Below are 22,354 nucleotides of genomic sequence, written 5' to 3'. Positions count from 1 at the left end.
CGGGACCTCGGGCGGAAGCCGGGATCCGCTCGCGCGGGGGCGACGAAGCGTCAGGTGTTCGAGGCGCGCACCGCGGTGAGGGTGGCCGGCTCCGGCTCCGCCGGGCTCGGCGCGGGACGGCGGCGCCGGGCGAGGGCGAGGAGGAGGGCGCCCGCGGCGGCGCCGGCGAGGAGGACGATCGCGGCGACCGAGGCCGCGCGGCCGACGGCGTCGGTGAAGGCCTGGGCCACGTCCTGCGGCCGCGGGTTCCGGAGGGCGCCGAGCCGCTCGCCGAAGCGGCTGGTCATCAGGGTGCCGAGGACGCTGGTGCCGAGCACCGCGCCGACCTGGCGGGCGGCGTTGACCGTGCCGGCGGCCGCGCCCTCCTTGCCGCGCGGCACATGGCCGACCGCCAGCGCGGTCGAGGGCGCGCCGGCCAGGCCGCAGCCGAAGCCGAACAGCACCAGCGCCGGGGCGTAGCCGCCGAACCCGTCGGCCGGTTCGACGGTGGCGAACAGGCCGGCGCCCGCCGCCGCCAGCAGCAGCCCGGTGATGATGAGCCGGGCCGCGCCGAACCGTGGCCCGAGGATCCCGGCGACCGCCGAGGCCAGGATGAACATGCCGAATTCCGTGAGGAGTTGGACGCCCACCTGGAGCGCGGTCAGTCCGCGCACCTGCTGCAGCCAGAGCACCTGGAGCATGGCGAGGCCGACGAAGCCGAACAGGACGGTGCCGGCCAGCAGCAGCGCCGCGCTGTACGAGGGGTCGCGCATCAGCCGCAGGTCGAGCAGCGGGTGGGTGCGGCGCAGTTCGACCACGACGAAGGCGGCGAGCAGGACGGCCGCGCCGAGGGCGGCGGCCAGTGGGGCGCCGCCGAGGTAGCTGTGGTGGCCGCCGTCGATCAGCCAGTAGATGAGCAGGGCGAGCCCGCCGGTGGCGAGGATCTGCCCGGGCCAGTCCAGGCGGACGCCCTCGGCCCGGGACTCGGTCACGCCGAACAGGGCGGCGGCGCCGGCGAGCGCGGCGATCACGGGGCCGAGCCAGAACGCGGTGTGCCAGGTCGACCAGCGCAGCGCCAGCCCGGCCGTGATCGGCCCGAGGGCGAGGCCGAGGCCGGAGGCGGCGGCCCAGGCGGCGATCGCGCCGGCCCGCCGGCGCGGGTCGGGGAAGGCGTCGGTCACCAGGGCGAGCGAGCTGGGGGTGATCAGCGCGCCGCCGAGTCCGGCCACCGCCTGCCCGAGCAGGACGGTGGACAGGCTCCCGGCGAACACCAGGACCACCCCGCCGGCGGCCATCGCGAGCGCGCCCAGCAGGAAGATCCGCCGGCGGCCCCAGCGGTCGGCGAACGCGCCGCCGCCCAGTACGACGGAGGCCACCACCAGGGTGTACATGCTCGGGATCCAGACCAGGTCCGCGGCGTCGAGGCCGAGGTCGGCGCGGACCGCGCCCAGCGTGCCGATGGTCTGGGTGGTCTGGATGAAGACGGTGAAGAGGCCGAGGCAGGCGGCCAGCAGCACGGTCCCGGTGCGGTCAGTGCGCGGCATCGGGCACCTCCGGGGTGCGGGGCGCGGCGGTGCGGGGGGCGGTCACGAGAGCTCCCAAGGGTGTGGGTTTGACATCGCGACTCACTGTAGCGCTGTGCGTTTGATAATCCAACTATGCAGGTGGATGGCGTGACGCAGCGGCGGGGCGCCCGGTGGATCCGAGGCGCCCCGCCGCTGCGGAGGAGTGGTCGGTCAGCTGGGCGTGCTGCCCGAGGCGCCGGGGCACGGCGGGAGGGTCGAGGGCGCGACGGTCGCACAGTTCGCCGTGGCCACCGTCGGCCCGGACGCCGTCGCCGAGTTCGCGGACGCCGTCGCCGTGGAGGGCGTCACGCTGGCGGTGGACGGGCCGGGCGGCGAGGACGAGGTGGGGCCGGCGGACTTGGTCGACGACGAGGCCGACGCCGAACCGGTGCTCGCCGAGGACGACGGGCCGGAGGACGGCCCGGACGGCGTGCCCGAGGAGCTGGAGGCCGAGGCCGACCCGGTCGACGGACCGGTCGAGCCCGAGGTCGAGCCGGAGGTCGAGGGCGAGCCCGAACCCGAGGTGGAGCCCGACATCGACGCCGACGGGGAGACCGGCTTCATCGGAGCGGCCGGCGGGATGCCCGGCACCAGGACCTCCGGCGGCTGGACCGTCTTGTCCACCACCTTGATCTGCCCGGTCACGCGGGCGAACCAGCCACCGGTGGTGATGTCCACCAGGACGAGCTCCGTCACCGGCTTCGGCGCCGCCACCACGATGACCAGCGAGGACGGCTGGAAGCCGGTCCACGACTTGCCCGTGTACTTGGCGTCGCTCACCAGCTCCGGCGGCTTCAGCGGGTTCCCGCAGCTGCAGCGCACCCGCGGTACGCCCTGCGCGTCGACCAGGACGGCGGTGCCGGCCTGCAGCACCGACTGGTAGGCGACCGACGCCCCGCCCTTGTAGCTGTGGTTGGTGACCCGGGTGTCCACCCGCAGGTAGGCGGAGGTCAGCGAGCGCAGATAGCCCGGGATGGCGGACTGCTCGATCCCCTGGGCGGCCGCCCAGGCCCGGCCGGTGTCCCCGGTCGACGTCATGGAGATCAGCCGTTCGACGTCGCAGGCCGGCTTGGACTTCTCACCGGCGTAGAGTCCGGCCGAGGAGCCCTGCACGGTGCGGATGCCGCCCGGCGAGGCCGCGGCGGTGCTCTTCGTGGCGCCGCCCGGACTGCCCGGGGCCGACGCGGGAGAGGAGACCGCGGTGGTCTCGACCGACTGGGTGAACGGCGCCGGTCCCGGATCGCCCGGAGTCTGCAGCGCCACCTCGTTCGCGGCCGGGATGGCATCGCTGGGGGTACCGCTCCCGCCGCCGCTGTTGACGATCAGCACCGTCGCCAGCACGGCCAGCGCCGCGGTGCCCCCGGCCAGCGCCAGCTTCGCGCGGGACCGCCACCACGGCGTCGGACGCCCGCCCGGCCCACCGGCGGAGGAGCCGCCGGAGGAGCCGCCCGGCCCGGACGGCCCGGACGGGGGAACGGACGGCGGTCCCGGCGGGCCGCTGGACGGCGGCCCGGAGAGCGGGCCGGACGGCGGTCCGGACGGGGGCCCGGAGAGGGGCGGTTGGGAACTCATCGAGGCTCCGTTTCGCGGGCGGCCGGCGAAACGACCGGCACAGAAGGCTCCTGTCACTGGCTTCCATTTCTGCCCCCGCCCGGCAACCGCCGCAACAGCACGCCACCGCCGGCTCGCCGTGCGCACACAGCGCGCGCGGCCCGGTCCTGGGTGACGCTGGACTCAGACGCGAGGGGGGCACCCGAGTCCACCAGGAGCCCGCATGCCCCAGGAGCCCCCCACCACGGCCCCCGGCCCGCCCGGCGTTCTGCGCGGCTGGCTGGACGCGTCGGCGGTCGTCCTCGCCGGGATCGCCGCGATGGCGGCGGTGGCCGCCCTCGGCCTCTGGGCCGCCGGCGCCGGCTCCCTGCCGGGCGGCGGCTTCCCGTACGTCCTGGCCGGTGCGCTGGCGCTCGCCGTCGGGGGCTCCGTGCAGCTCGACGGCGGGGCGGGCTTCTTCGCCCAGGTGGACGCCGGGATCACCGCGATGCCGCTGACCGTCGGACTGGTCGGCGCCCTGGTGATGGCGGAGGTCTTCCTGCGCCAGCTGCGCTTCCGGGCGGTCGCCGGCGGCGCCGAACTGCTCGGCCGGGTGGCCCGGACGGCGGCCGTCTGGGTGGTGGCCCTGGTGCTGATCACCCTCGCCGCCCGGCACACCTTCGTCGTCCCGCTCGGCGACGACCTCGTCCAGGACCTCGGGGGCGCCCTCGGCCTGACCCCCGAGATCGGCTTCCACGCGGAGCCGCTGAGCACCATCGGCCTCGGGCTGCTCTGGCTGCTGGTGGTCCTGGCGGCCACCTTCGCGGTCTCCCGCCGGGCGCCGCTGCCGCGCGGCCTGGTGCCGTTCCAGCAGGCCGTCCGGCCGGCCGCGTTCGCGATGCTGCTGGTGCTGCTCACCTGTGTGGTGCTCGGCCTGGTGGCGGGGCTCGTCACCGCCGTCGTGCACGGCGACGCCCGGGCGACGCTGGCCCTGCTCCTGCTGGCGCTGCCCAACCTGGTCTGGCTCGCCCTCGGGCTGGGGATGGGCGCCGAGTGGCACGGCCACCTGGTCGGGGCGATCGGGCTGCCCGTCCCGGAGTCGCTGTCCGAGGTGCTGCGCGCACCCGAGGGCAAGTCGGCCACCATCAGTCTCAGCACCCTCGCGGAGCAGGACGGCCGGGTCTGGTGGCTGCTGCCGCTGACGGCCGTGCTGCTGCTGGCGGCCGGCTTCCTCACCGCCTACCGCTCCCCGCGCGGGGTCCGGCTCTGGCAGCACGCCGTCCGGCTGGGCGCGGCCGCGGCCGTGACGATGCTGCTGGTGGGCGTCTGGTCCCGGGTCTCCGCCGACTACGGCCTCTCGGTGCTCGGGGTCGGCGCCGGGGACGGCGGGCTGGGCGATCTGCTCGGCTCCGTGCTCGGCGACACCAACCCGGTCGCGGGCCTCGGCGGCGGCTCGCTCGTGCTCGACCCGAAGCTCTGGCTGCTGGTGCCGCTGGCGGCGGCCTGGGGCCTGGTCGCCGGCCTGCTCGGCGGTCTGCTGGCGGCTCACCGGAGCAGGCGCGGCGAGATCGCGGCGGACGGCGGCTGACGGCCGGGACCGCCCCGTCTCAGCGTCCCCGGGGGTGGACGACCGGCGTCGCCCAGTCCGGCGGCTCGGGCACCGGGGGCGAGACGTACGGCCCGCCCGCGCCGCCGCCGTACGCCGGGAGCACCTGGGTGGCCGGTCCGTCCGCCAGCCAGGGCGTGGCGGGGCCGGGCGCCTCGGCGGTGGCGGCGCGCAGCTCGGCGACGAACTGCAGGCAGCTGGCGTACCGCTGCTCGGGTGATTTGGCGAGTGCCCGGGCCACCACGGCGTCCACCTCGGCGGACAGGTCCGGGCGGTGGTCCCGCAGCGTCGGCGGCGGGTCGTTGAGGTGGGCCCAGAGCAGCGCGAGGTCGCTCTCCCGCCGGAACGGCGGCGTCCCGGCCAGCATCTCGAAGACCACACAGGCCAGGCTGTACTGGTCGCAGCGGCCGTCCAGCGGCCGTCCGGAGATCTGCTCGGGCGCCGCGTAGTCCAGGGTGCCGACGATCTGCCCGACGGTGGTCAGGCCGCTGAGCGAGAGCGACTTCTTGGTGAGGCCGAAGTCGGCCAGGTACAGGTGCTCCGGGTGTTCGCTGTCCGTGCCCGCGGCGACCAGCACGTTGCCCGGCTTGACGTCCCGGTGGACCAGGTCCTGGTCGTGCGCGGCGTCCAGCGCGGAGCCGATCTGCAGGGCCAGCCGGGCCGCCCGGCCGACCGTGAACGCGCCGCCCCGGTTCATCAGCCCGCGCAGGTCGCCGCCGTGCACGAAGCGCATCGCGATGAACAGGATCCCGTCCGTCTCGCCCGCCTCGAACACCGGGATGATGTGCGGGTGGTCGATCGCGGCGGCGGCCTCCGACTCGTGGATGAACCGCTGGCGGAACACCTCGTTGCGGGCCAGCTCCGGCGCCAGCAGCTTCACCGCGACCGTCCGGCCCAGCCGCAGGTCCTTGGCCCGGTACACGACGGCCATGCCGCCCCGGCCGATCTCGGCCTCCAGCCGGTAGCCGGCCACCCGCCGCCCGACCATGCCGGCCGGCAGACCGGGGACCTCCTCGGTGTGCGAGCCGGTCGGTGGCGGCGGTTCGGTGGGCTCACCGCTGCCCGACTCCTCCGGGGGGATCACGGCTCACCCGTCCGGGTCGGCTCGTACCCGGTGGGGGCTCGGCCGGGCGCGGGCGCGGGCGCGGGCGCGGGCGCCGGGCCGGGCGCGGGCGGCGGCGAGGCGGCCGGGCGCGGGGTCGCGGCCGGGGAGGCGTTCGGCCGCCCGGGCGCCGCGTAGGTCTGCAATTGGAGGCCGTCGCAGTAGCACCAGCGGTCGTGCACCGGGTCGAACAGCCAGAGCGCCTCGCCGTCGACGACCAGCCCGATCCGCAGGCCGCGGGCCCGGTCCCGGAAGGTCTCCAGATCGGCGCTGCCGGCCGCGAGGTCCTCCAGCAGCGCCCGGTAGCGGGCCAGCGCGCCCTCGGCCTCGGCCAGCGCCGGGCGGGGGTCGGCCGTCCGGGCCGGCGGGCCGGTGGCGTCCGGCGGCGCCGTCGGGAGGTTGATCAGCAGTCGGCCGTCCACCCAGGTGGCCCAGCCGTTGGAGCAGAGCACGTGCCCCCAGTCACCCTGCCGGGCGATCAGCTGGACCGGCAGCAGCGGGTCCAGCCGGGCGGCCGGCTGCGCCGGGTCGGGGGCCGTCCAGGTGGCCATCCCGTCCGGCGGGGCGACATGGGTCGGGCGGAACGCGAATTCGTCCATGGGCTCCGTCCATCGGAGGCGTTCACTTCTGCGTGGTCACTTTCCAGCTGATCACCTGCGTCCTGCTCACCTGCGTCCCGCACACCCCGCGTCCCGGTCGCGCGCATCCGATCACTTCCGCATGATCGAGGGCTCCTGCCGGCGCAGCAGCGCCAGCACGGCGCCGCCCAGCACCACCGAGAGGCCCACCAGGATGCCCAGGCACCGCAGCCAGCGGGTGCGGTCGGGGCGGAACAGCGGGTCCGCGGTGATCGCGGTCGGGAAGACCGTGTGCAGGTCGACGGTCTGGGCCATGGCGGCCAGACCCCAGCGCGACGGCACCAGCCAGGCGAACTGCTCCAGGCCGGGCACTCCGTGCAGCTTCAGCATGGCGCCGCTGAAGACGATCTGCACCACCGAGAGGAGCACCAGCATCGGCATGGTGGCCTCCTCCTTGCGGACCAGCGCGGAGACCAGCAGGCCGAGCATCATGGCCGAGAAGGAGAGCATCGCGACGGCCAGGATCAGCTCGGCGAGCGGCGGCAGCACGACGCCGCTGTGCACCGTCACCCCGTTGGGCAGCGTCGGGCTGAGGTCCACCCCGGCCAGGCCGACCGTGGTCAGCACGGCCGCCTGGGCCACCGTCACGGTGCCGAGCACCACCACCTTGGAGACCAGGTACGCCGATCTGGAGAGCCCGACCACCCGTTCCCGCTGGTAGATCGGCCGTTCCTTGACGATCTCGCGCACCGCGTTGGCGGAGCCGGTGAGCAGCCCGCCGATGCACAGGGTGAGCACCACGTTGATGGCGTTGTCGGGGGAGATCCGGGCGCCGGCCATCGCCCGGCACATCACGCCGATGATGAACGGCAGGGCGATCATCACGGTGAGGAAGAGCCGGTCGGCGGCCAGCACCGCGGTGTAGCGGCGGACCAGGGTGCCCAGCTGGGAGAACCAGCCCTGCGGCTTCTCCCGTCCGATCGGGCTGCCGCCGACCGCGGCCGGGCGCCCGGCGGGGACGCCCGGCACCGCGCCGGCGGCGACGTACCGCTGGTACTGCGGGGACGCCAGGAACCTGCGCTGCCAGGCGGCGTGGTCCTCGCTCTCGAAGGCCTCGAAGGCCTCGGGCCACTCGGAGTAGCCGAAGAACTCCAGGGCCTCGCCGGGCGGCCCGTAGTAGGCGGTCCGACCGCCCGGGGCCAGCACCAGCAGCCGGTCGCAGACGGACAGGCTCAGGACGCTGTGGGTGACCACCACGACGGTGCGGCCGTCGTCGGCGAGGCCGCGCAGCATGGTCATCACCGAGCGTTCCATGCCCGGGTCCAGCCCGGAGGTCGGCTCGTCGAGGAAGAGCAGGGAGGGCTTGGTCAGCAGCTCCAGGGCGACGCTGACGCGCTTGCGCTGGCCGCCGGAGAGGCTGGAGATCACCAGGTCGGCCCGGCTGTCCAGGCCGAGTTCGTGGATCACCTCGTCGACCCGGGCCTCGCGCTCCGCCTTGGTGGTGTCCCCGGGGAAGCGCAGTTCGGCCGCGTAGGAGAGCGCGCGGCGGACGGTGAGCTGGGTGTGCAGGATGTCGTCCTGCGGCACCAGGCCGATCCGGCGGCGCAGTTCCGCGTAGTCGCGGTACAGGTCGCGGCCGTCGTAGAGGACGGTGCCCTCGTCGGCCGGGCGCAGCCCGGTGAGGGCGTTGAGCAGGGTGGACTTGCCGGCGCCGCTGGGCCCGGCCACCGCGAGCAGGGCCTTCTCGGCGAGCGGGAAGCCGACGCCGTCCAGCAGCACCCGGCGGTCGGGGCCGACCCGGACCACCAGGCCCTGGACGTCCAGCGAGATCTCGCCGGTGTCGGTGTACTCGACCAGCTCGTCGCCGGACAGGCAGAGCGCGAAGTGGCCGATGCCGACGATGTCGGCCGGCCCGACCGGGGCCCGGACCACCGGGCGGCCGTTGAGGTAGGTGCCGTTGTGGCTGGCGAGGTCGACGATCTCGTGCCCGCCGTCGGGGAGGGTGCGCAGCTCGGCGTGGTGGCGCGAGACCACCAGGTCGTCCAGGACGAGGTCGTTGTCGTCGGCCCGGCCGATCCGCACCGTCCGGCCAGGGAGCCGGATGATCGCGCTGGGCTGCCGGAAGACGCCGGAGGCCTGCGGGGCGATCAGCGACGGCCGCTCGCGGCCGGCCGGCGCGGGCAGCCCGGCGAAGGTCGCGGAGGGGCCGTCGGCGGGGTTGCCGAACCGCAGCCGGGTGCCGGGGCCGACGTCCTGGTGGTCGATCCGGCGGCCGTCGGTGAAGGTGCCGTTGGTGCTGCCGACGTCGTCCAGCAGCCAGTGGCCGTCACTGGTGTGCAGGACGGCGTGGTGCCAGGAGACCCGCGGGTCGTCGATGACGATCTCGCTGGTCGGGTCGCGGCCGACGTGGTACGACCGGCCGGGATCGATCAGCTGCGAGTCCCGGTCGGTGACGAGGACCAGAGGCGGCGCGACGGGCGCGCCTGCGCGCTCTCCCATGGTTCGGATTCTAGTCCGGCCGGGGCGGCCCGGCGTTCCCGGCGGGGCTCCGGGGGCGCTCCCGCCCTTGACCAGCCCGAGTCAATTGGACTGGACCACTGGATCGGAAGCGGACCGCTGCCCTATCGTTTGCCCCATCGTCCGGAGCGTCTGCCACGCCGTCCGGAGCGTCTGCCCGCCGCCCGGAGCGCTCCGGGCGGCCCCCCGCGAGCCCCTGGATGGACCGATGAGTCTCTGGCCGCAGTTGCGCGATTCCCGGCTGGTCCGGGCCGGCCGGGCCCCGGGGACCCGCCTGCGCTGCGGGCTGATGGACACCATGCTGGCCGACCTCTCGGTCTCGGTGGTCCTCTTCTTCGAACAGACCCTGGACGAGGACCGGCTCGCCGCCGGCCTCGCCCGGGCACTGGCGCAGGTCCCGGTGTTCGCCGGGCGGCTGCGCACCGACGGCGACGAACTGACCGCCGTCTGCGACGACTCCGGTGTACCGATGGACAGTTACGACGTCGACGGCACGCTGGCGGAGGCGATGGGCCGGGTCACCTCGGCCGGCGCCGCGCTGGTCGACCCGGTGGACGCCCCGGCCGCCCGGGCCGGCGGCGTCCCGCTGCTCACCGTCCGGATCACCCGGCCCTCGGCCGGCGGCACGGTGCTGGGCTGCTCCTGGCACCACGCGATCGGTGACCTGCAGAGCTTCATGCTGCTGATGCGGGCCTGGTCCGCCGCGGTCGAGGGTGAGGAGCTGCCCGAGGCCGAACTGGTCGAGGACCAGGACGCGTTGCTCGGCAAGGTGCTGCCCGCCGAGGACTGCGGGCGGCCCGGGTTCCGACTGCCCGGCCCGGCCGAGGCCGCCGTGCTGGCCGCTGCGGTGGCGGCCGGGCCGCGCGCCAACCGGACCGTCCAGCTGTACTTCGGCGAGGCCGAACTCGCCCGGATGCGCGAGGAGTTCAGCGCGACAGCAGGGCGAAGACTCTCCTCCGGCGACGTGCTCTGCGCCCATGTCGTCAGTACGGTGCGGGAGTTGGACGAGGACGGCGAGACCCGCTGGCTCACCGTCCCGGTCAACGCACGCCGCCCGCTCGGTCTGCCGCCGACCCTGGTCGGCAACCTGCTGGGGGACGTCCACCTGCCCCACGCGGCGCAGGACGGCCCGGCGGCCCTCGCGGCCGCCCTGCGCGAGGCGCTGGAGGGCTTCGCCGACGGGCACCTCAACCTCCGCTCCAATCTGGCCTTCCTGGAGGCGATCGGGCGGTCCCGGCTGCGCGACTGTGTGCCGCTCGGCTTCGACCCGGAGCACCGCCGGTTCAGCTTCTCCAACTGGAGCCGGTTCGGTGCCTACCGGATCGCCTTCCAGGGCCACCGGCCGGTGTTCTTCAGCCCGGCCGCCAACTACCCGCTGCCGTGGGTCTCCTGGACGGTGGAGGGGTTCCACGGGGCCGGAGCGCTCACCACGGCGGTGCTCCCGGCCCGGTTGGCCGCCCGGCTGCGCAGCGCCGAGGGGCGGGCGGCACTGCACCGCCACCGCGACCCGGCCGACGTGCTGCCCGAGCTGGCCACCACCCTCGCGAAGGTGCTCTGACCCGGTCGGGCCGCCGCATAACGGCGACGCCGACGAGGGGGTGGGCCGTCGGGCCCACCCCCTCGTCGGAGGTCCGGGAGGGCACCAGGGCGGTGCCGTCCGGTGCCGGTCAGGCCGGGAAGGCCTCCTCGATCGCCGTCCAGAGCCGCACCCGGGCGCTGAGCGCGAGCCGGACGGTCTCCGCGCAGGCCGCCCACTTGGCGTCGTCGTCGCCGCAGAGGTCGATCAGCATCTGCATCGCCATCGGGGTGTGCTGCTCGCCGTCCACCTCGATGTGCCGGGCCAGGTAGTCCTTGAACACGGTGAGCGCGCCGTCCGGGTCGTCGATGCTGATGACCTGGGCGAACATGTCGGGGATGAGGTCCTCGCGGCCGAAGGCGAACGCGGCCGCGCGGCAGTGCACCGGCGCGTTCTCGATGATCTCCCAGGTGGTCGCGGTGAAGTCCACGGCGGCCTGCGGCACCCCGGCGGTCTTCAGCGCCTCGGGCACCGGGGTGCCCGCGCGCAGCAGCTCCAGGAAGGCCTCGACCGGTGCCGGGTCGGCGCCGGCCTGCCGCATGCCCTCGACGTACAGCTCGAAGTGGCTGGTGAAGCCCTCGCCGAGCTCGTCGCTCTCCTCCACCAGCACGATGTCGTTGATCAGCCGGCGGCTGGCGGTCGGGCCGTTCGGGACCCACGGCACGTCGACGCAGGTCAGCTCGCGCTGCAGGCTCTTCAGCAGCGACATGAAGTCCCACACGGCGAAGACGTGCCGGTCCAGGAAGGTGCGCACGTGCCCGATGCTGGTCAGTCCGCCGTAGACGGTGTGGCCGACGACCTCGCGGCGCAGCGGGTCGATGGCCTCCTGGAGACCGGTCAGGCCGGGGTGCGAACGGTCCCAGTGGTAACGGCTGGTGGACATGTGGAGCTCCTTCACGGGGGAACGGGATTCTGCCACGAGGGGTGCGCGCCGAACAGGGGGCGCGCACCCTCGGGTTACTTCATGACGGCGCGCAGCGCGTGCCGCAGCTGCTCCCGGCCGGGCTGGAGGGCGCGGTCGAGGGCGGGGGCGAACGGCAGGACGGCGCCGTCGGGGCGGGTGACGCGGCGGGGCGGGGCGATCAGCCGCATCTCCTCGGCGGCGGTGGCCAGCACCTCGGCGCCGATGCCGCAGCTGCGGTTGGAGTCGTCGACGACCACCAGCCGGCCGGTGCGCTCCAACGAGGCGGCCAGCGCCGTCCAGTCGAAGGGGTGCAGCGTACGGGGGTCGAGCACCTCGACCGAGATCTCGTCGGCGAGCTCCTCCGCGACCGCCAGCGCGTCGTGCACCAGGTGGCCGACGGCGACCAGGGTGACGTCGGTACCGGTGCGGTGGACGCGCGCCGAGCCGAGCGGGATCGGCTCCAGCGCCCAGGTGACGGTCTCGCGCACGGCCAGCGCGGCGGCCGGCGCGAACACCACCACCGGGTCCGGGTCGCGCACGGCCGAGCGGAGCAGGCCGTACGCGTCCGTCGGCGTGGCGGGCACCACCGTCTTCACCCCGGCGTGCGCGAACAGGCTGTAGGGGTGGTCGGAGTGCTGGCCCGCCCAGCCGTCCCGGGAGCCGGATCCGGGGACCACGCAGGTCAGCGGGACACTGGCCTGGCCGCCGGTCATCAGGGAGAACTTGTGCGCCTGGTTGACGAGTTGCTCGAAGACGAGGAACAGCAGCGAGGGGATCTGGAACTCGATCACCGGCCGCCGGCCGCTCAGCGCCGCGCCGATCGCCATCGCCGTGAAGGCCTGTTCGGAGAGCGGGGTGTCGACGATCCGCCCGGGCCCGAAGCGGTCGAGCAGCCCGAGGGTCGGACCGGCCAGGCCGGCGCCGATGTCCTCGCCGAACACGCAGACCGCGGGGTCCTCGGCCAACTCGTCGGCCAGTGCCCGGTTCAGCGCCTTGGCGTAGGAGAGTCTGGTCATCCCGTCGCTCCCGCCCGCGGCCGCCGTCCGTCGGCGTACAGATAGTCCAACGCGCCCTCCAGGTCGGGCAGTTCGGAGGCGAGCGCGAATTGCTCGGCGGCCGCCAGCTCGGCCGCCACCGAGGCGTCGAGCTCGGCGGCGCGTACCTCGCCGATCGCGGCCGCGGCGCGCGGCAGCGGGTCGCGGCCCCGCCAGTCGGCCACCTCCTCCGGCGTGCGGTAGCGCAGCTTCATCCGGCGTTCCATGGTGTGGTGGCCCTCGAAGCGGTAGGTGCGGCACTCCAGGAAGCCCGGGCCGCCGCCGGACCGGGCCCGGGCGACGGCCTCCTCGGCCGCGGCCCGGACGGCCTCGGTGTCCATCCCGTCGACGGTGACGGCGGGGATGCCGAAGGCGGCCGCCCGGCCGACCGCGCTGCCCGCGACCGCGGTGGCGGCCGGCAGGGTGGTGGCGTAGCCGTTGTTCTCGCAGACGAAGACCACCGGCAGCCGCCACATCGCGGCCAGGTTGAACGACTCCAGCAGGACGCCCTGGTTGAGCGCGCCGTCACCGAAGAAGGAGACCGCCACCCGGTCGTCGCCGGCCTGCCGGGCCGCCCAGGCGGCGCCGACCGCGATCGGCGCACCGGCGCCGACGATGCCGTTGGCGCCCAGGATGCCCAGCGAGAGGTCGGCGGCGTGCATGGAGCCGCCCCGGCCCCGGTTCAACCCGTCGACCCGGCCCGCCAGTTCGGCGAGCAGCCGGCGGGGGTCGACACCCCGGGCGAGCACGTGGCCGTGCCCGCGGTGGGTGGAGGTGAGCCGGTCGCCCGGGCCCAGCGCGGCGCAGACGCCGACCGCCACGGCCTCCTGGCCGATGTAGGGGTGGATGCCGCCGGTGATCACCCCGGACTTCACCAGGGTGAGCGCCTGCTCCTCGAAGCCGCGGATCAGCCGCAGCATCCGGTACCGCTGCTCGGGGGTGCCCAGCGGCGCGGGCCCGGCGGCGCCCGGCCGGGGGACCGGGCCCGCCGGGGCCGCCGTGGTGGCGGTGCCGCCGACCGCCGTCACGGGGTGCCCCGCCAGAGGGTCGGGCAGATGTCCGGGTCGGCGTAGTCCGGCCGGCCGTCGGCGGTGCGGCGGACCACCACGTCGTGGTTGTAGACCACCGTGCCGCCGTCCGGCCTGAGGTGGTGGCGGTACTCGTTCCCGCCGTCCTGGAGGTGCAGCGAGACGGCGCGGCGCGGTGCGTCGGACAGGTTGGCACCGCTGCCGTGGTAGGTGCGGCAGTGGTGGAAGCTGACGTGCCCGCGCGGGATCTCGATGGGGACCTTGCGCACCTGCTGCCCGTTGTGGTGCGCGTTGGCGGCCAGGATCGACTCCAGTTCGGAGCGGTCGCGGTGGGCGAAGTGCCGGGTGGAGTCCTCGCCGGAGTCCAGCTCGCGCCAGCGGTGGCTGCCGTCGATCATGGTGATCGTGCCGTTCTCCACCCCGCAGTCGTGGAACGGCAGGAAGGCCGTGAGCATCCGGTCGGAACTGGACGTCTGCCAGTAGTGCTTGTCGAAGTGCCAGGGCACCTGGTTGGTCGGCTCCTCGGGCACCGGCGGCTTGTAGATCAGCGTCGCCTGGAAGACCCGGATCTCCTCGGCCTCGGCCAGCAGCGCGGCGACGGCGCCCAGCAGCGGCTTGCGCAGGATCGCGCCGATGGCGTCGCTCTCGTAGTGCACGTAGTCGTTGTGCCGCTGGACCGGGCCGTGCTCCGGCGTCCAGGCGGCGAGGTTCGGCGGGCGGACGGCGAGTTCACGGTCGCGGTGGCCCTCGTAGTACTTCTCGGTGGCGGCCTGCAGGGTGTCCAGCTCCTCGTCGCTGAACAGCCGGCGGGAGAGGTACCAGCCGTGTTCGAGGTAGCCCGCCACCTCCTCGGGGGTGGGCAGCAGTGCGCGCTCGGCCTCGGTGAGCCGGAACTCGGGTGCGGTGGTCATGCGGGGGCCTCCTTCTGCGGGGCGGGGGTTGCTCAGACGGAGGCGGTGGCGTTCGTCCGCTCGACGGCCTCGTACAGGGCCTTGATGTTCGCGGTGCCGAAGGTGCCCGCACCCTGGCGCTCGATCAGTTCCAGGAAGTAGGTCCGGCGCGGGTGGGTCGAGCGCAGGAAGATCTGGAAGAGCTGCCCGCCGTGGTCCTGGTCGACCAGCACGTCGAGTTCGCGCAGCGTGTCGACCGGGATGGCCGTCCCGCCGAGCCGCTCGGCCAGCGCGTCGTAGTAGGCGCCCGGGGTGGTGAGGAACTCCACCCCGCGTTCGCGGATGGTGCGCACGGCGGTGGCGATGTCGCCGGTGCGGAAGGCCAGGTGCTGGACGCCCGCGCCCTCGTTGTCGGCCAGGAAGGTGTCGATCTGGCCGGGCCGGCGGGAGGTGTCGGGCTCGATCAGGGTGAAGGTGACCTCGCCGGACGCGCTCTGCACCACGCTGGAGTCCATCGCCTGCTCGCCGACCTCGATGTACTCGCCGAAGATCCGGTGGAGGCCGAGCGCGGCCTCGCAGAACCGCACGGCGGGGGCGAGTTCGCCGGCCGGGACGCAGATCGCGGCGTGGTCCAGGGCGTCCAGCAGGGCGCCGGGGGCGGGCTCCGCCGCCGGGCCGGAGACCGCCCCGGCGGCGGTGTCGGGGACGAACCGCAGGGCGACGTCGCCGAAGCCCGCCACCAGGCCGCCGGTCCGGTCCAGGACGCGGGCGCCGTGCCGCTCGGCGCGCTCCAGCGAGGCCTGCGGGTCGGTGCAGCCGAGCGCGATCACCCCGACGCCGTCGCCGTGCACGGCAACGAACCGGGCGACCGGGTGGGCGGGGTCGGCGGCGGAGACGAGGTGCAGCCGGATGTCGCCCTGGCGCAGCCGGACGGTGCGTACGCCGTCCGGCCCGGCGGCCGGCTCCCCGGGCGCCTGCTCCGCCGACGTCCGGGCGTCGGGCGTGCGGGCGTCGGGCGTGCGTTCATCGGGCACGAAGCCGAAGTCGGCACGGAGGCCGGCCGCGGTCTTGTCGGCGTCCGCGCAGTGGAACTCGACATGGGTGATGGACTGGATGGACAACGGGTGCTCCCCGGGGGTGGCGAATGATGGGTGGCCGGGGCGCCGCGCCGGGCCGGGTCGGCTCCGGCGGGTGCCCCGGGGCAGGCCGGGGTGCGACCCCGGTGCCCGGTCGGTTACTTGACGGACCGGGTGGACGCCGGGCCGAAGACCAGGCTGAGGTTGTGCCCGCCGAAGGCGAAGGCGTTGCTCAGCGCGGCGCCCGGCGGTACGGACCGGGCCGCGCCGCGCACGTGGTCGAGCGCGCAGGCCGGATCGGGATCGGTCAGGTTGAGCGTCGGTGGCAGCGTCCCCCGGGCGACCGCGAGCGCGGTCACCACTGCCTCCAACGCCCCTGCGGCGCCCAGGAGATGGCCGGTCGCGCCCTTGGTGGAGCTGACCGCCGGACCGTGCTCGCCGAAGACCGCGCGCAGGGCGGCGGTCTCGGCGACATCGCCCAGTTTGGTGCCGGTGCCGTGCGCGTTGACGTAGCCGATGTCGGACGGCGCCAGACCCGCGTTGGCGATCGCGGCGCGCATCGCGTCGGCCGCGCCCGAGCCGTCCGGTCGCGGCATGGTCGGGTGGTGGGCGTCCGTCGAGGCGCCCCAGCCGGTGAGGTCGGCGTACCCGGCCGCGCCGCGGGCGTCCGCGTGCTCGGCCCGCTCCAGGACGAGGACGGCGCTTCCCTCGCCGAGGACGAAGCCGTTGCGGCGGGCGTCGAACGGCCGGCTGGCCTCGGTCGGATCGTCCCAGCCGGCCGACAGTGCACGGGCGTTGGTGAAGGCGGCGGCGATCGTCGGGTGCAGCGAGGACTCGCTGCCGCCGCAGACCACCACGTCGGCGTCGCCGGCCCGGATCAGCCGCAGCCCCTCGGCGACGGCCTGGGCGCCGGCCGCGCAGGCCGTCACGATGGCCGAACTGAAGCCCCGGATCCCGTGTTTGATGGCGATCCGGGCGGTGGCCATGTTGGAGAGCATGCCGGGCAGCAGGTACGGGCTGACGCCGGGCCGGCCGCGCTCCAGTCGGCGGTGCGACTGCTGCTCGAAGGTCTCCAGCCCGCCGCCGCCGGTGGCCAGCACCACGGCGGTGCGGTGCGGGTCGGCGTCCCGGCCGACCACCAGGCCGGCGTCGGCGAGCGCGTCGTCGGCGGCGGCGAGGGCGAGCAGCACGAACCGGTCCACGCACCTGGTCTCGGTGGGCGGCAGCACCTCGCGGCCCTCGACGGCGGGTGCCAGGCCGGCGGCGGTGAGCCAGCCGTGCGCGGCGTGGCCCTCGGGCAGCGCGCGGATGCCGGAGCGGCCGGCGGTGAGCGCCTCGAAGACCTCGGCCGGCTTCCGGCCGACCGGTGTGACCAGGCCGATCCCGGTGACCACGGCGCCCGGGCGGGCGGTGGCCGCGCTCATCGGGCGGCCACCGAGTCGAGGTAGCGGCGGCGCAGCAGCACCTTGCGGACCTTGCCGGTCGGCCCGAGCGGGATGTCGTCGCCCGCCACCACCAGGACCTGGCGGACGGTGGCCGCCGCGGCCTCGTCGAGGGCCGCGGTGACCGCCTTGGTGCGGTCGGCCGTCGGATCCGCGTCCGCGGTCAGGATCAGCAGGACGTCGGTGACCACCTGGTCGCCGTCCCGGACGGCGACCACCGTGCAGTCCGCCACGTCGGGGCAGGCGGCCAGTACCCGCTCCTCCGACATCGCGGTGAACAGCCGCTTGCCGTCGCCTAGTTCCACCGAGTCCACGGCGCGGTCGACGTGGTAGTAGTAGCCCTCATCGTCCCGGTACATGAGGTCCCCGGTGAGGAAGCGGCCGCGGATCCGGGTGCGGAAGGTCTTGACCGAGTCGTTCCAGTAGCCGAGTGCCAGGGTGGGGGAGGCGGTGGCGAGTTCGCCGACCTCGCCCGTCCCGAGCGGCTCGCCGTCCGGGCCGACCAGCTCGCAGTCGACGAAGGCGTGCGGGCGGCCGACGCAGCGGCCGTAGCGTTCGGTGTCGGGTCCGTGGGTGATGAAGAAGTGCGAGTGGCCCATCTCGGTGGAGCCGAGGCCGTCCACGAACAGCGAGCCGGGCAGCCGGACCCGGCCCTCGCGGGTGACGGCTTCGCGGCTGCCGGCGGCGATCAGCCGGCGGATGTGCACCTCGTGCGCGCAGTCGCCGGTGTTCCACCAGAGCGCGACCGACGACAACTCGCGCTTCGCCAGGTCGTGGTGGGCCAGCTCGGCCCAGGTGGCGGCGAAGCCGATGACACCGGTGGGCCGGCGCTCCTCGATGGCGTCCAGCACACCGGCGCCGGCCTGCCGGGAGAGCAGGTCGAGCCGGGTGTGCGAGCTGAGCGCGAGGTTCACCGCGATCAGGGTGGCGGCGTGCGGCGCGGGCAGTGCGCTGAGCATCCGCTCCTGGCCCTGCGGGCGGGGCAGTCGCAGGCGGTGGCGGATCGCCGCGTACAGGCTCGCGTGGGAGTGGACGACGGCCTTGGGCATCCCGGTGGTGCCGGAGGAGTGGGTGATCGCCACCGGGTCGTCGGACCAGTGCCGGTAGGGGGCGGGGGCGGCGTCCGGGTCCCCCGAGCCGAGCGTGCCGACCTCCGGGAGCAGCGGGGCGCCCGGGTCGTGGCCGGCCAGCGCGGCGAGGTGCGGGGCGTCGGCGAGGATGCCGACGGCGCCGATCCGGGCGATGTAGCGGGCGGCGCGCTCCCCGTCCACGTTCGGGTTCAGCAGCGCCGGGATGGCGCCGAGCCGGGCCAGTGCGAGGAAGGAGAGCACATGGTCGGCGACGTCCGTCGCGTAGACCACCACCGGATCGCGGCGGGTGACGCCGAGGCCGTGCAGGGCCGCGGCCCGGGCCCGGACGGCGCGGTCGAGTTCGCGCAGCGTGAAGGGCTGCCAGGCGGCATGGCCGTCCACCGGGGTGTCGAAGGCGAGCAGCGGTTCGTCCAGTCCGAGGCCCAGGGCCATCCGGCGGGTGAGGACGTTGCCGGCGCCGACGTCGGGGTCGTCCGCGAGAAGGGTGCGGATACTGCGGATGCTCACGGTGGTGAATCCCTCCCATGGTGCTGGGCGTACTTCGGCGGGGCGCGTCGGGTGCGCCGCTCGCTCGATGGCGGTGCGGGCGATACGGGGTGGCGGGGTACGGAGGCGGCGTGGTGTGCGGTGGCGGGGCGGCGCGGGTCAGCCGGCCGTGACCAGGACGGCGGCGGCCCGGTCCGTTCCCCCGGCGGACTCCGCCTGCTCGGCGGCGACGACGAGCACCTGGTCCGCGTCGCCGTCCGCGAGGAGCAGCGCCGCCAGGTCGAGCGCGTCCTGCGGCACCAGGCCGGGTACGGAGTCGGCCGGGCTGACCGACACCACCGGCCCGGTCAGGCCCCAGCGGGCGGCGATGTGTCCGAGCACGGCGTTCGGGTTGGACTGGAAGAACAGCAGGGGCGGCACCCGCCCCCCGGAGGCGGCGGCGTCGTCGATGGCGCGGGCGGTGGCGCGGTCGCCGCCCGCGCTGGCCAGCAGCAGGGCGGTCCGGCCGGGGGCCGGGGCGCTGCCGTGCCGGGCGCGCAGGCAGCGCTCGGCGGTCTCGGCGACCAGCGGATTGAAGGAGGAGGCGGTGAAGCCGGGGATCGGCGGGAGCGGCTCGTGGTGGCCCGGCTCCGGCCAGCGGGCTTCGGCGAGGACGCGCAGTGCGGTCACCGGGTCGCCACCAGGAGTGCGGTGTTGGCGCCGCCGAAGGCGGAGTTGAGCGTCAGCGCGTAGCGTGGCCGGTCGGCGCGCGGGCCGTCCAGCACGAGGTCCAGCCCGACGTCCGGGTCCGGGCCGAGCCAGCCGGCGTTCACCGGGAGTCGCCCGTCGCGCAACGCCCCGATGGTGACGGCGAGTTCGAGCAGGGCGGAGGCCTCCAGGGCGTGCCCGTGGACGGCCTTGCTGGAGCTCACCGGGAGCCGCCCGGCGTGCGCGCCGAACACCTGGTGCAGGGCATTGGCCTCGGCCCGGTCGGACAGCGGCGAACCGGTGCCGTTGGCGTTGACGTAGCCGACCTCGTCCGGGGCGAGGCCCGCCCGGGCGAGCGCGGCCCCGACGGCGCGGGCGACGCCGTCGCCGCTCGGCTCCGGGCGGCAGACGTGGTGGGCGTCCCCGGACCGGCCCCAGCCGGCCAGCCGGGCGAGCACGGGTGCGCCGCGCAGCTCGGCCCGCGGCTCCGCCTCGACGACCACGGCGGCGGCCGCGTCGCCGAGCAGGGTGCCGGTCCGGCCGGCGCTGAACGGGCGCAGCTCGCCGTCCCGGGCCAGCGCCCGGCCGGCGTCGAAGGCGGCGAAGACGCCCGGCTCCACCAGGTGGCCGGCGGCGACCAGCACCCGGGGGTGGCGGCCGGCGGCCACCAGGGCGGCGGCGTCGGCCACGGCGGTGCCGGCGGCGACGCAGGCACCGGTGTAGACGCGGGTGACGCCGGCGGTCCCCCAGGCGGCGGTGGCCCCGGCGGCGACGGCGGCGGTGACGTCCCGGGTGTGGAGGTCACTGTGCAGGGCGAGCAGGACGGGCATGCCCTCCCGGTCCGCCGCGGTCCAGCCGTCGCCGTCGGGGCCGTCACCGCCGCGCCCGGCGGGCAGGCCGGCCTGGCGGCAGGCCTGGTCCACGGCGGCGAGGACGGCGTCGGCCAGCGGCACCGGCTCGGCCAGCAGCGCGGCCCGGGTGGTCCGGCGCGCGGAGACGTCGAACCTGGTCACCGTGGTGAACGCGGTCTTGCCGAGGGCGGCCGCGTCGGTGAGCGCGTCCAGCCCGGTGCCGGCCGCGCTGAGCACGCCGACACCGGTGACCACGGGCCGGACGGCGGGCGGAGCGTGGCCGGTCATGACTGCGCGACCCCTGCGGTCCGTTCCGGCAGGGCGCCGGCGGCCGCCGCGAGGACGGCGGAGCGGAGCACCTCGACGGCGTCGTCCACCGTCCGGATCGCCTCGAAGCGTTCGTCGTCGAGATCCGGCTCGATGCCGTAGCGCTGCTCGAACTCGGCTATCAGCCAAGTGAGTTCCAGGGAGCCGAGTTCCTCGGGGACGGTGTCGGCGGCGCGCTGCCCGAACGCCGCCAGGATCGTCAGTACCTCGGCCCGGTCGGGGAGGACGGGCTCGGTCACGCGGGGCTGCCGGAGGTGGCGGTGACGGCGGCGAAGCGCTTGGCGACGTCGGCGGTGAACTCGTCGAGCGTCATCAGCGCGGTGCTCTCCATCTCGTCGAAGTCGAACTTGATCCCGAACTCGTCCTCGACCTGGACCGAGAGGTCGGCCAGCGCGAGCGACTCCAGGTCGAGCCCGGCCGGGCCGAGGTCGGTGTCGCCGGTGACCTCGGAGACGTCGTACTGCATCTCGGTCAGGGCGGCGAGGACGAACTCGCGGATGCGGTCCTGCATGGTGTGCTCCTGTACTCGCGCGCAGCGGCGCGCGGATCGTCGGGGGAGAAGCAAGCGGCGGGGAGAAGCGGTGGGGAGTCGGGGACGCGGCGGTCCGGGTGCGGCGGGTCTGTCCGGCGCCTCCCGGCGGGGCCGGTCAGCGGGGCGGTTCGGCGGCGGTCGCCCGCAGGGCGGCCGGGTCGCGCAGCAGCTTTCCGGTGGCGGTGCGCGGGAGTTGCGGGAGGAAGGACAGCCGGCGGGGCCGCTTGTAGGCGGCGAGCCGCCGGGTCAGCCCGTCCCGGACCAGCGCGTGGTCGGCGTCCTGGTCGGCGGCGAGGTACGCCTCGATGGCGCCCTCGTCGAAGACCACGACGGCCTCGCGGACCTGGGGCAGGGTGGCCAGGATCAGTTCGACCTCGGTGAGGTCCACCTTCAGCCCGCCGATCGAGACCTGGGAGTCCCGCCGGCCCAGCACGGTGACCAGCCCGGTGGCCCGGTCCAGCTCCGCGGCGTCGCGGGTGTGCAGCCAGCCGTCCGACCACCGGGTCGGGTCGTCCAGCCCAGGGTACGGCGAGGCGGCCGTTCTCAGCTGCAACTCGCCTGCCACCAGGCGCAGTTCCATGCCGTGCACGGGACGCTTCGCCGGGTGCAGCGCGCCGTCCAGATCGGTGGCGATGACGCCGAGCTCGGTCATCCCGTACATGGTGCCCAGCGGTACGCCGTACCGGGCGGTGAAGGCCGCCGGCAGGCCCGGGCGGACCAGCTCCCCGGCCACCACCATCCGGCGCAGCCGTGGCAGCGCCGGGGGCGCGGCCACACCGGCCAGCAGTTCGGCGTGGAAGGGGACACCGATCACGGTGGTCGGCCGTTCCCCCTCGTCGCCGACGGCGGCCAGGATGCCCGCCGCCGTCATCCGCTCCGGCACGGTGAGCGGCGCGTGGGCGTACAGGCCGTTCAGCAGTCCGCCGACCAGTCCGAGCACGTGCACCATCGAGGAGAGCAGCAGCACCCGCTCGCCTTCGCCGGGGAAGTCCGCCAACCGCCGGTAGCAGTCGAGTTCACGGAGCAGGTCGCCGGCGGTGCGGGCGATGACCTTGGCCGGGCCGGTGGACCCGGAGCTGAGCTGGACCAGCGCGTGGCCGGTCCGGGCAGGTCGCCCGCCCGGTAGCCGGACGGCCACCGGCTCGACCTCGGAGAAGCCGCGCAGCGCCGCCGAGGGCCGGTGCTCGGACCCTACCAGCACCTGCGGGGTCAGCCGTTCGACCGCCAGGGCGATCTCGTGGTCGGTCAGCCGATGGTCCAGCAGGGTTACCTGGGCGCGCAGTTGCCAGCAGGCGAGCAGCGCGGCGACGAAGCCCAGGGAGGGCGGCAGTCGCAGCGCCGCGGTGCCGCCGGGGCCGAGGCCGGCCGCGGTCAGCCGTGCGGCCTGCTCGTCGACCAGGGCGCGCAGGGTGGCGCGGTCGACGGGTGTGCCGAAGCGCAGGCACTCCGCGTCCTCGGGGCCGGCCAGCAGGAACCGTGCCACCCAGTCGTCCGGGGCGTCGGCGTGCGGCGGTGAGGAGGGTGGAAGTGCGGGGAGGGAAATGCCGGTCAAC

19 protein-coding genes are annotated in these 22,354 nt (G+C 75.3%); 2 read left to right on the top strand and 17 right to left on the bottom strand.

From position 1 onward, the window contains the following. Positions 1-50: 50 nt before the first annotated feature. Together ACZ34W_RS18815 and ACZ34W_RS18810 are read right to left on the bottom strand one after the other, a co-directional pair. Positions 51-1,523, bottom strand: coding sequence for an MFS transporter (locus tag ACZ34W_RS18815; RefSeq protein ID WP_465605480.1), 1,473 nt, complete (start codon positions 1,521-1,523; stop codon positions 51-53). A 192-nt stretch (positions 1,524-1,715) separates the two neighbouring features. Then, positions 1,716-3,116 carry a DUF6777 domain-containing protein gene (locus tag ACZ34W_RS18810; RefSeq protein ID WP_465605478.1) on the bottom strand — a complete coding sequence of 467 codons (1,401 nt, stop codon included), beginning with the start codon at positions 3,114-3,116 and terminating at the stop codon, positions 1,716-1,718. A gap of 202 nt (positions 3,117-3,318) precedes the next feature. Between ACZ34W_RS18810 and ACZ34W_RS18805 the strand changes: the two genes are divergently transcribed. Further along, on the top strand, positions 3,319-4,662 hold the full coding sequence (locus ACZ34W_RS18805) for a streptophobe family protein (RefSeq protein ID WP_329491285.1): 1,344 nt from the start codon (positions 3,319-3,321) through the stop codon (positions 4,660-4,662). Between the two features lie 19 nt (positions 4,663-4,681). Here the strand turns inward: ACZ34W_RS18805 and ACZ34W_RS18800 are convergent, their stop codons facing one another. The 3 genes from ACZ34W_RS18800 to ACZ34W_RS18790 form a co-directional block, all read right to left on the bottom strand. Then, complete coding sequence (locus ACZ34W_RS18800; protein ID WP_329492374.1) at positions 4,682-5,668, bottom strand: serine/threonine-protein kinase; 987 nt, start codon at positions 5,666-5,668, stop codon at positions 4,682-4,684. A gap of 92 nt (positions 5,669-5,760) precedes the next feature. Beyond that, entirely contained in the window at positions 5,761-6,381 is a 621-nt protein-coding gene (locus ACZ34W_RS18795; protein WP_465605476.1) for a hypothetical protein, read from the bottom strand. Positions 6,382-6,492: 111 nt separating this feature from the next. After that, on the bottom strand, positions 6,493-8,859 hold the full coding sequence (locus tag ACZ34W_RS18790; RefSeq protein ID WP_329491287.1) for an ABC transporter ATP-binding protein/permease: 2,367 nt from the start codon (positions 8,857-8,859) through the stop codon (positions 6,493-6,495). A 226-nt stretch (positions 8,860-9,085) separates the two neighbouring features. Here ACZ34W_RS18790 and ACZ34W_RS18785 point away from each other — a divergent pair, with 226 nt between their 5' ends. Then, entirely contained in the window at positions 9,086-10,435 is a 1,350-nt protein-coding gene (locus ACZ34W_RS18785) for an acyltransferase (RefSeq protein WP_465605473.1), read from the top strand. A gap of 109 nt (positions 10,436-10,544) precedes the next feature. On the opposite strand, the gene ACZ34W_RS18780 is transcribed toward ACZ34W_RS18785, so the two are convergent. The 12 genes from ACZ34W_RS18780 to ACZ34W_RS18725 all read right to left on the bottom strand — a co-directional run bounded on the left by ACZ34W_RS18780 (position 10,545) and on the right by ACZ34W_RS18725 (position 22,353). Continuing rightward, on the bottom strand, positions 10,545-11,336 hold the full coding sequence (locus ACZ34W_RS18780; protein ID WP_329491289.1) for a DUF3050 domain-containing protein: 792 nt from the start codon (positions 11,334-11,336) through the stop codon (positions 10,545-10,547). Between the two features lie 74 nt (positions 11,337-11,410). Beyond that, positions 11,411-12,373 carry an alpha-ketoacid dehydrogenase subunit beta gene (locus ACZ34W_RS18775; RefSeq protein ID WP_465605471.1) on the bottom strand — a complete coding sequence of 321 codons (963 nt, stop codon included), beginning with the start codon at positions 12,371-12,373 and terminating at the stop codon, positions 11,411-11,413. Further along, positions 12,370-13,419, bottom strand: coding sequence for a thiamine pyrophosphate-dependent dehydrogenase E1 component subunit alpha (locus tag ACZ34W_RS18770; protein WP_465605469.1), 1,050 nt, complete (start codon positions 13,417-13,419; stop codon positions 12,370-12,372). The genes ACZ34W_RS18775 and ACZ34W_RS18770 overlap by 4 nt, the downstream gene beginning before the upstream one ends. Continuing rightward, positions 13,416-14,330, bottom strand: coding sequence for a phytanoyl-CoA dioxygenase family protein (locus ACZ34W_RS18765; RefSeq protein WP_329491292.1), 915 nt, complete (start codon positions 14,328-14,330; stop codon positions 13,416-13,418). The genes ACZ34W_RS18770 and ACZ34W_RS18765 overlap by 4 nt, the downstream gene beginning before the upstream one ends. A 32-nt stretch (positions 14,331-14,362) precedes the next feature. Beyond that, complete coding sequence (gene hppD / locus ACZ34W_RS18760; RefSeq protein WP_465605466.1) at positions 14,363-15,430, bottom strand: 4-hydroxyphenylpyruvate dioxygenase; 1,068 nt, start codon at positions 15,428-15,430, stop codon at positions 14,363-14,365. A 113-nt stretch (positions 15,431-15,543) separates the two neighbouring features. After that, entirely contained in the window at positions 15,544-16,809 is a 1,266-nt protein-coding gene (locus ACZ34W_RS18755; protein WP_329491294.1) for a beta-ketoacyl-[acyl-carrier-protein] synthase family protein, read from the bottom strand. Further along, the gene (locus ACZ34W_RS18750) at positions 16,806-18,425 is read right to left on the bottom strand and encodes a class I adenylate-forming enzyme family protein (protein ID WP_465605464.1); all 1,620 of its coding nucleotides are present in this window, start codon (positions 18,423-18,425) and stop codon (positions 16,806-16,808) included. Before ACZ34W_RS18750 ends, ACZ34W_RS18755 begins: the two co-directional genes overlap by 4 nt. Positions 18,426-18,563: 138 nt before the next feature. Continuing rightward, positions 18,564-19,073: a beta-ketoacyl synthase N-terminal-like domain-containing protein gene (locus tag ACZ34W_RS18745; RefSeq protein ID WP_465605462.1), complete on the bottom strand. Its 510-nt coding sequence runs from the start codon at positions 19,071-19,073 to the stop codon at positions 18,564-18,566. Continuing rightward, on the bottom strand, positions 19,070-20,230 hold the full coding sequence (locus ACZ34W_RS18740) for a beta-ketoacyl synthase N-terminal-like domain-containing protein (RefSeq protein ID WP_465605460.1): 1,161 nt from the start codon (positions 20,228-20,230) through the stop codon (positions 19,070-19,072). The genes ACZ34W_RS18745 and ACZ34W_RS18740 overlap by 4 nt, the downstream gene beginning before the upstream one ends. Continuing rightward, complete coding sequence (locus tag ACZ34W_RS18735) at positions 20,227-20,508, bottom strand: acyl carrier protein (protein ID WP_465605458.1); 282 nt, start codon at positions 20,506-20,508, stop codon at positions 20,227-20,229. The genes ACZ34W_RS18740 and ACZ34W_RS18735 overlap by 4 nt, the downstream gene beginning before the upstream one ends. Then, positions 20,505-20,780 (bottom strand): acyl carrier protein, encoded by a 276-nt coding sequence (locus ACZ34W_RS18730; RefSeq protein ID WP_329491299.1) that lies wholly within the window; start codon positions 20,778-20,780, stop codon positions 20,505-20,507. Before ACZ34W_RS18730 ends, ACZ34W_RS18735 begins: the two co-directional genes overlap by 4 nt. A gap of 136 nt (positions 20,781-20,916) precedes the next feature. Then, positions 20,917-22,353, bottom strand: coding sequence for a class I adenylate-forming enzyme family protein (locus ACZ34W_RS18725; protein ID WP_465605456.1), 1,437 nt, complete (start codon positions 22,351-22,353; stop codon positions 20,917-20,919). Position 22,354 lies beyond the last annotated feature (1 nt).

Source organism: Kitasatospora sp. NPDC022856, assembly GCF_055561235.1.
Note: the sequence above shows the minus strand (reverse complement) of the source record. Positions and strands in the feature narration are given on the sequence as shown.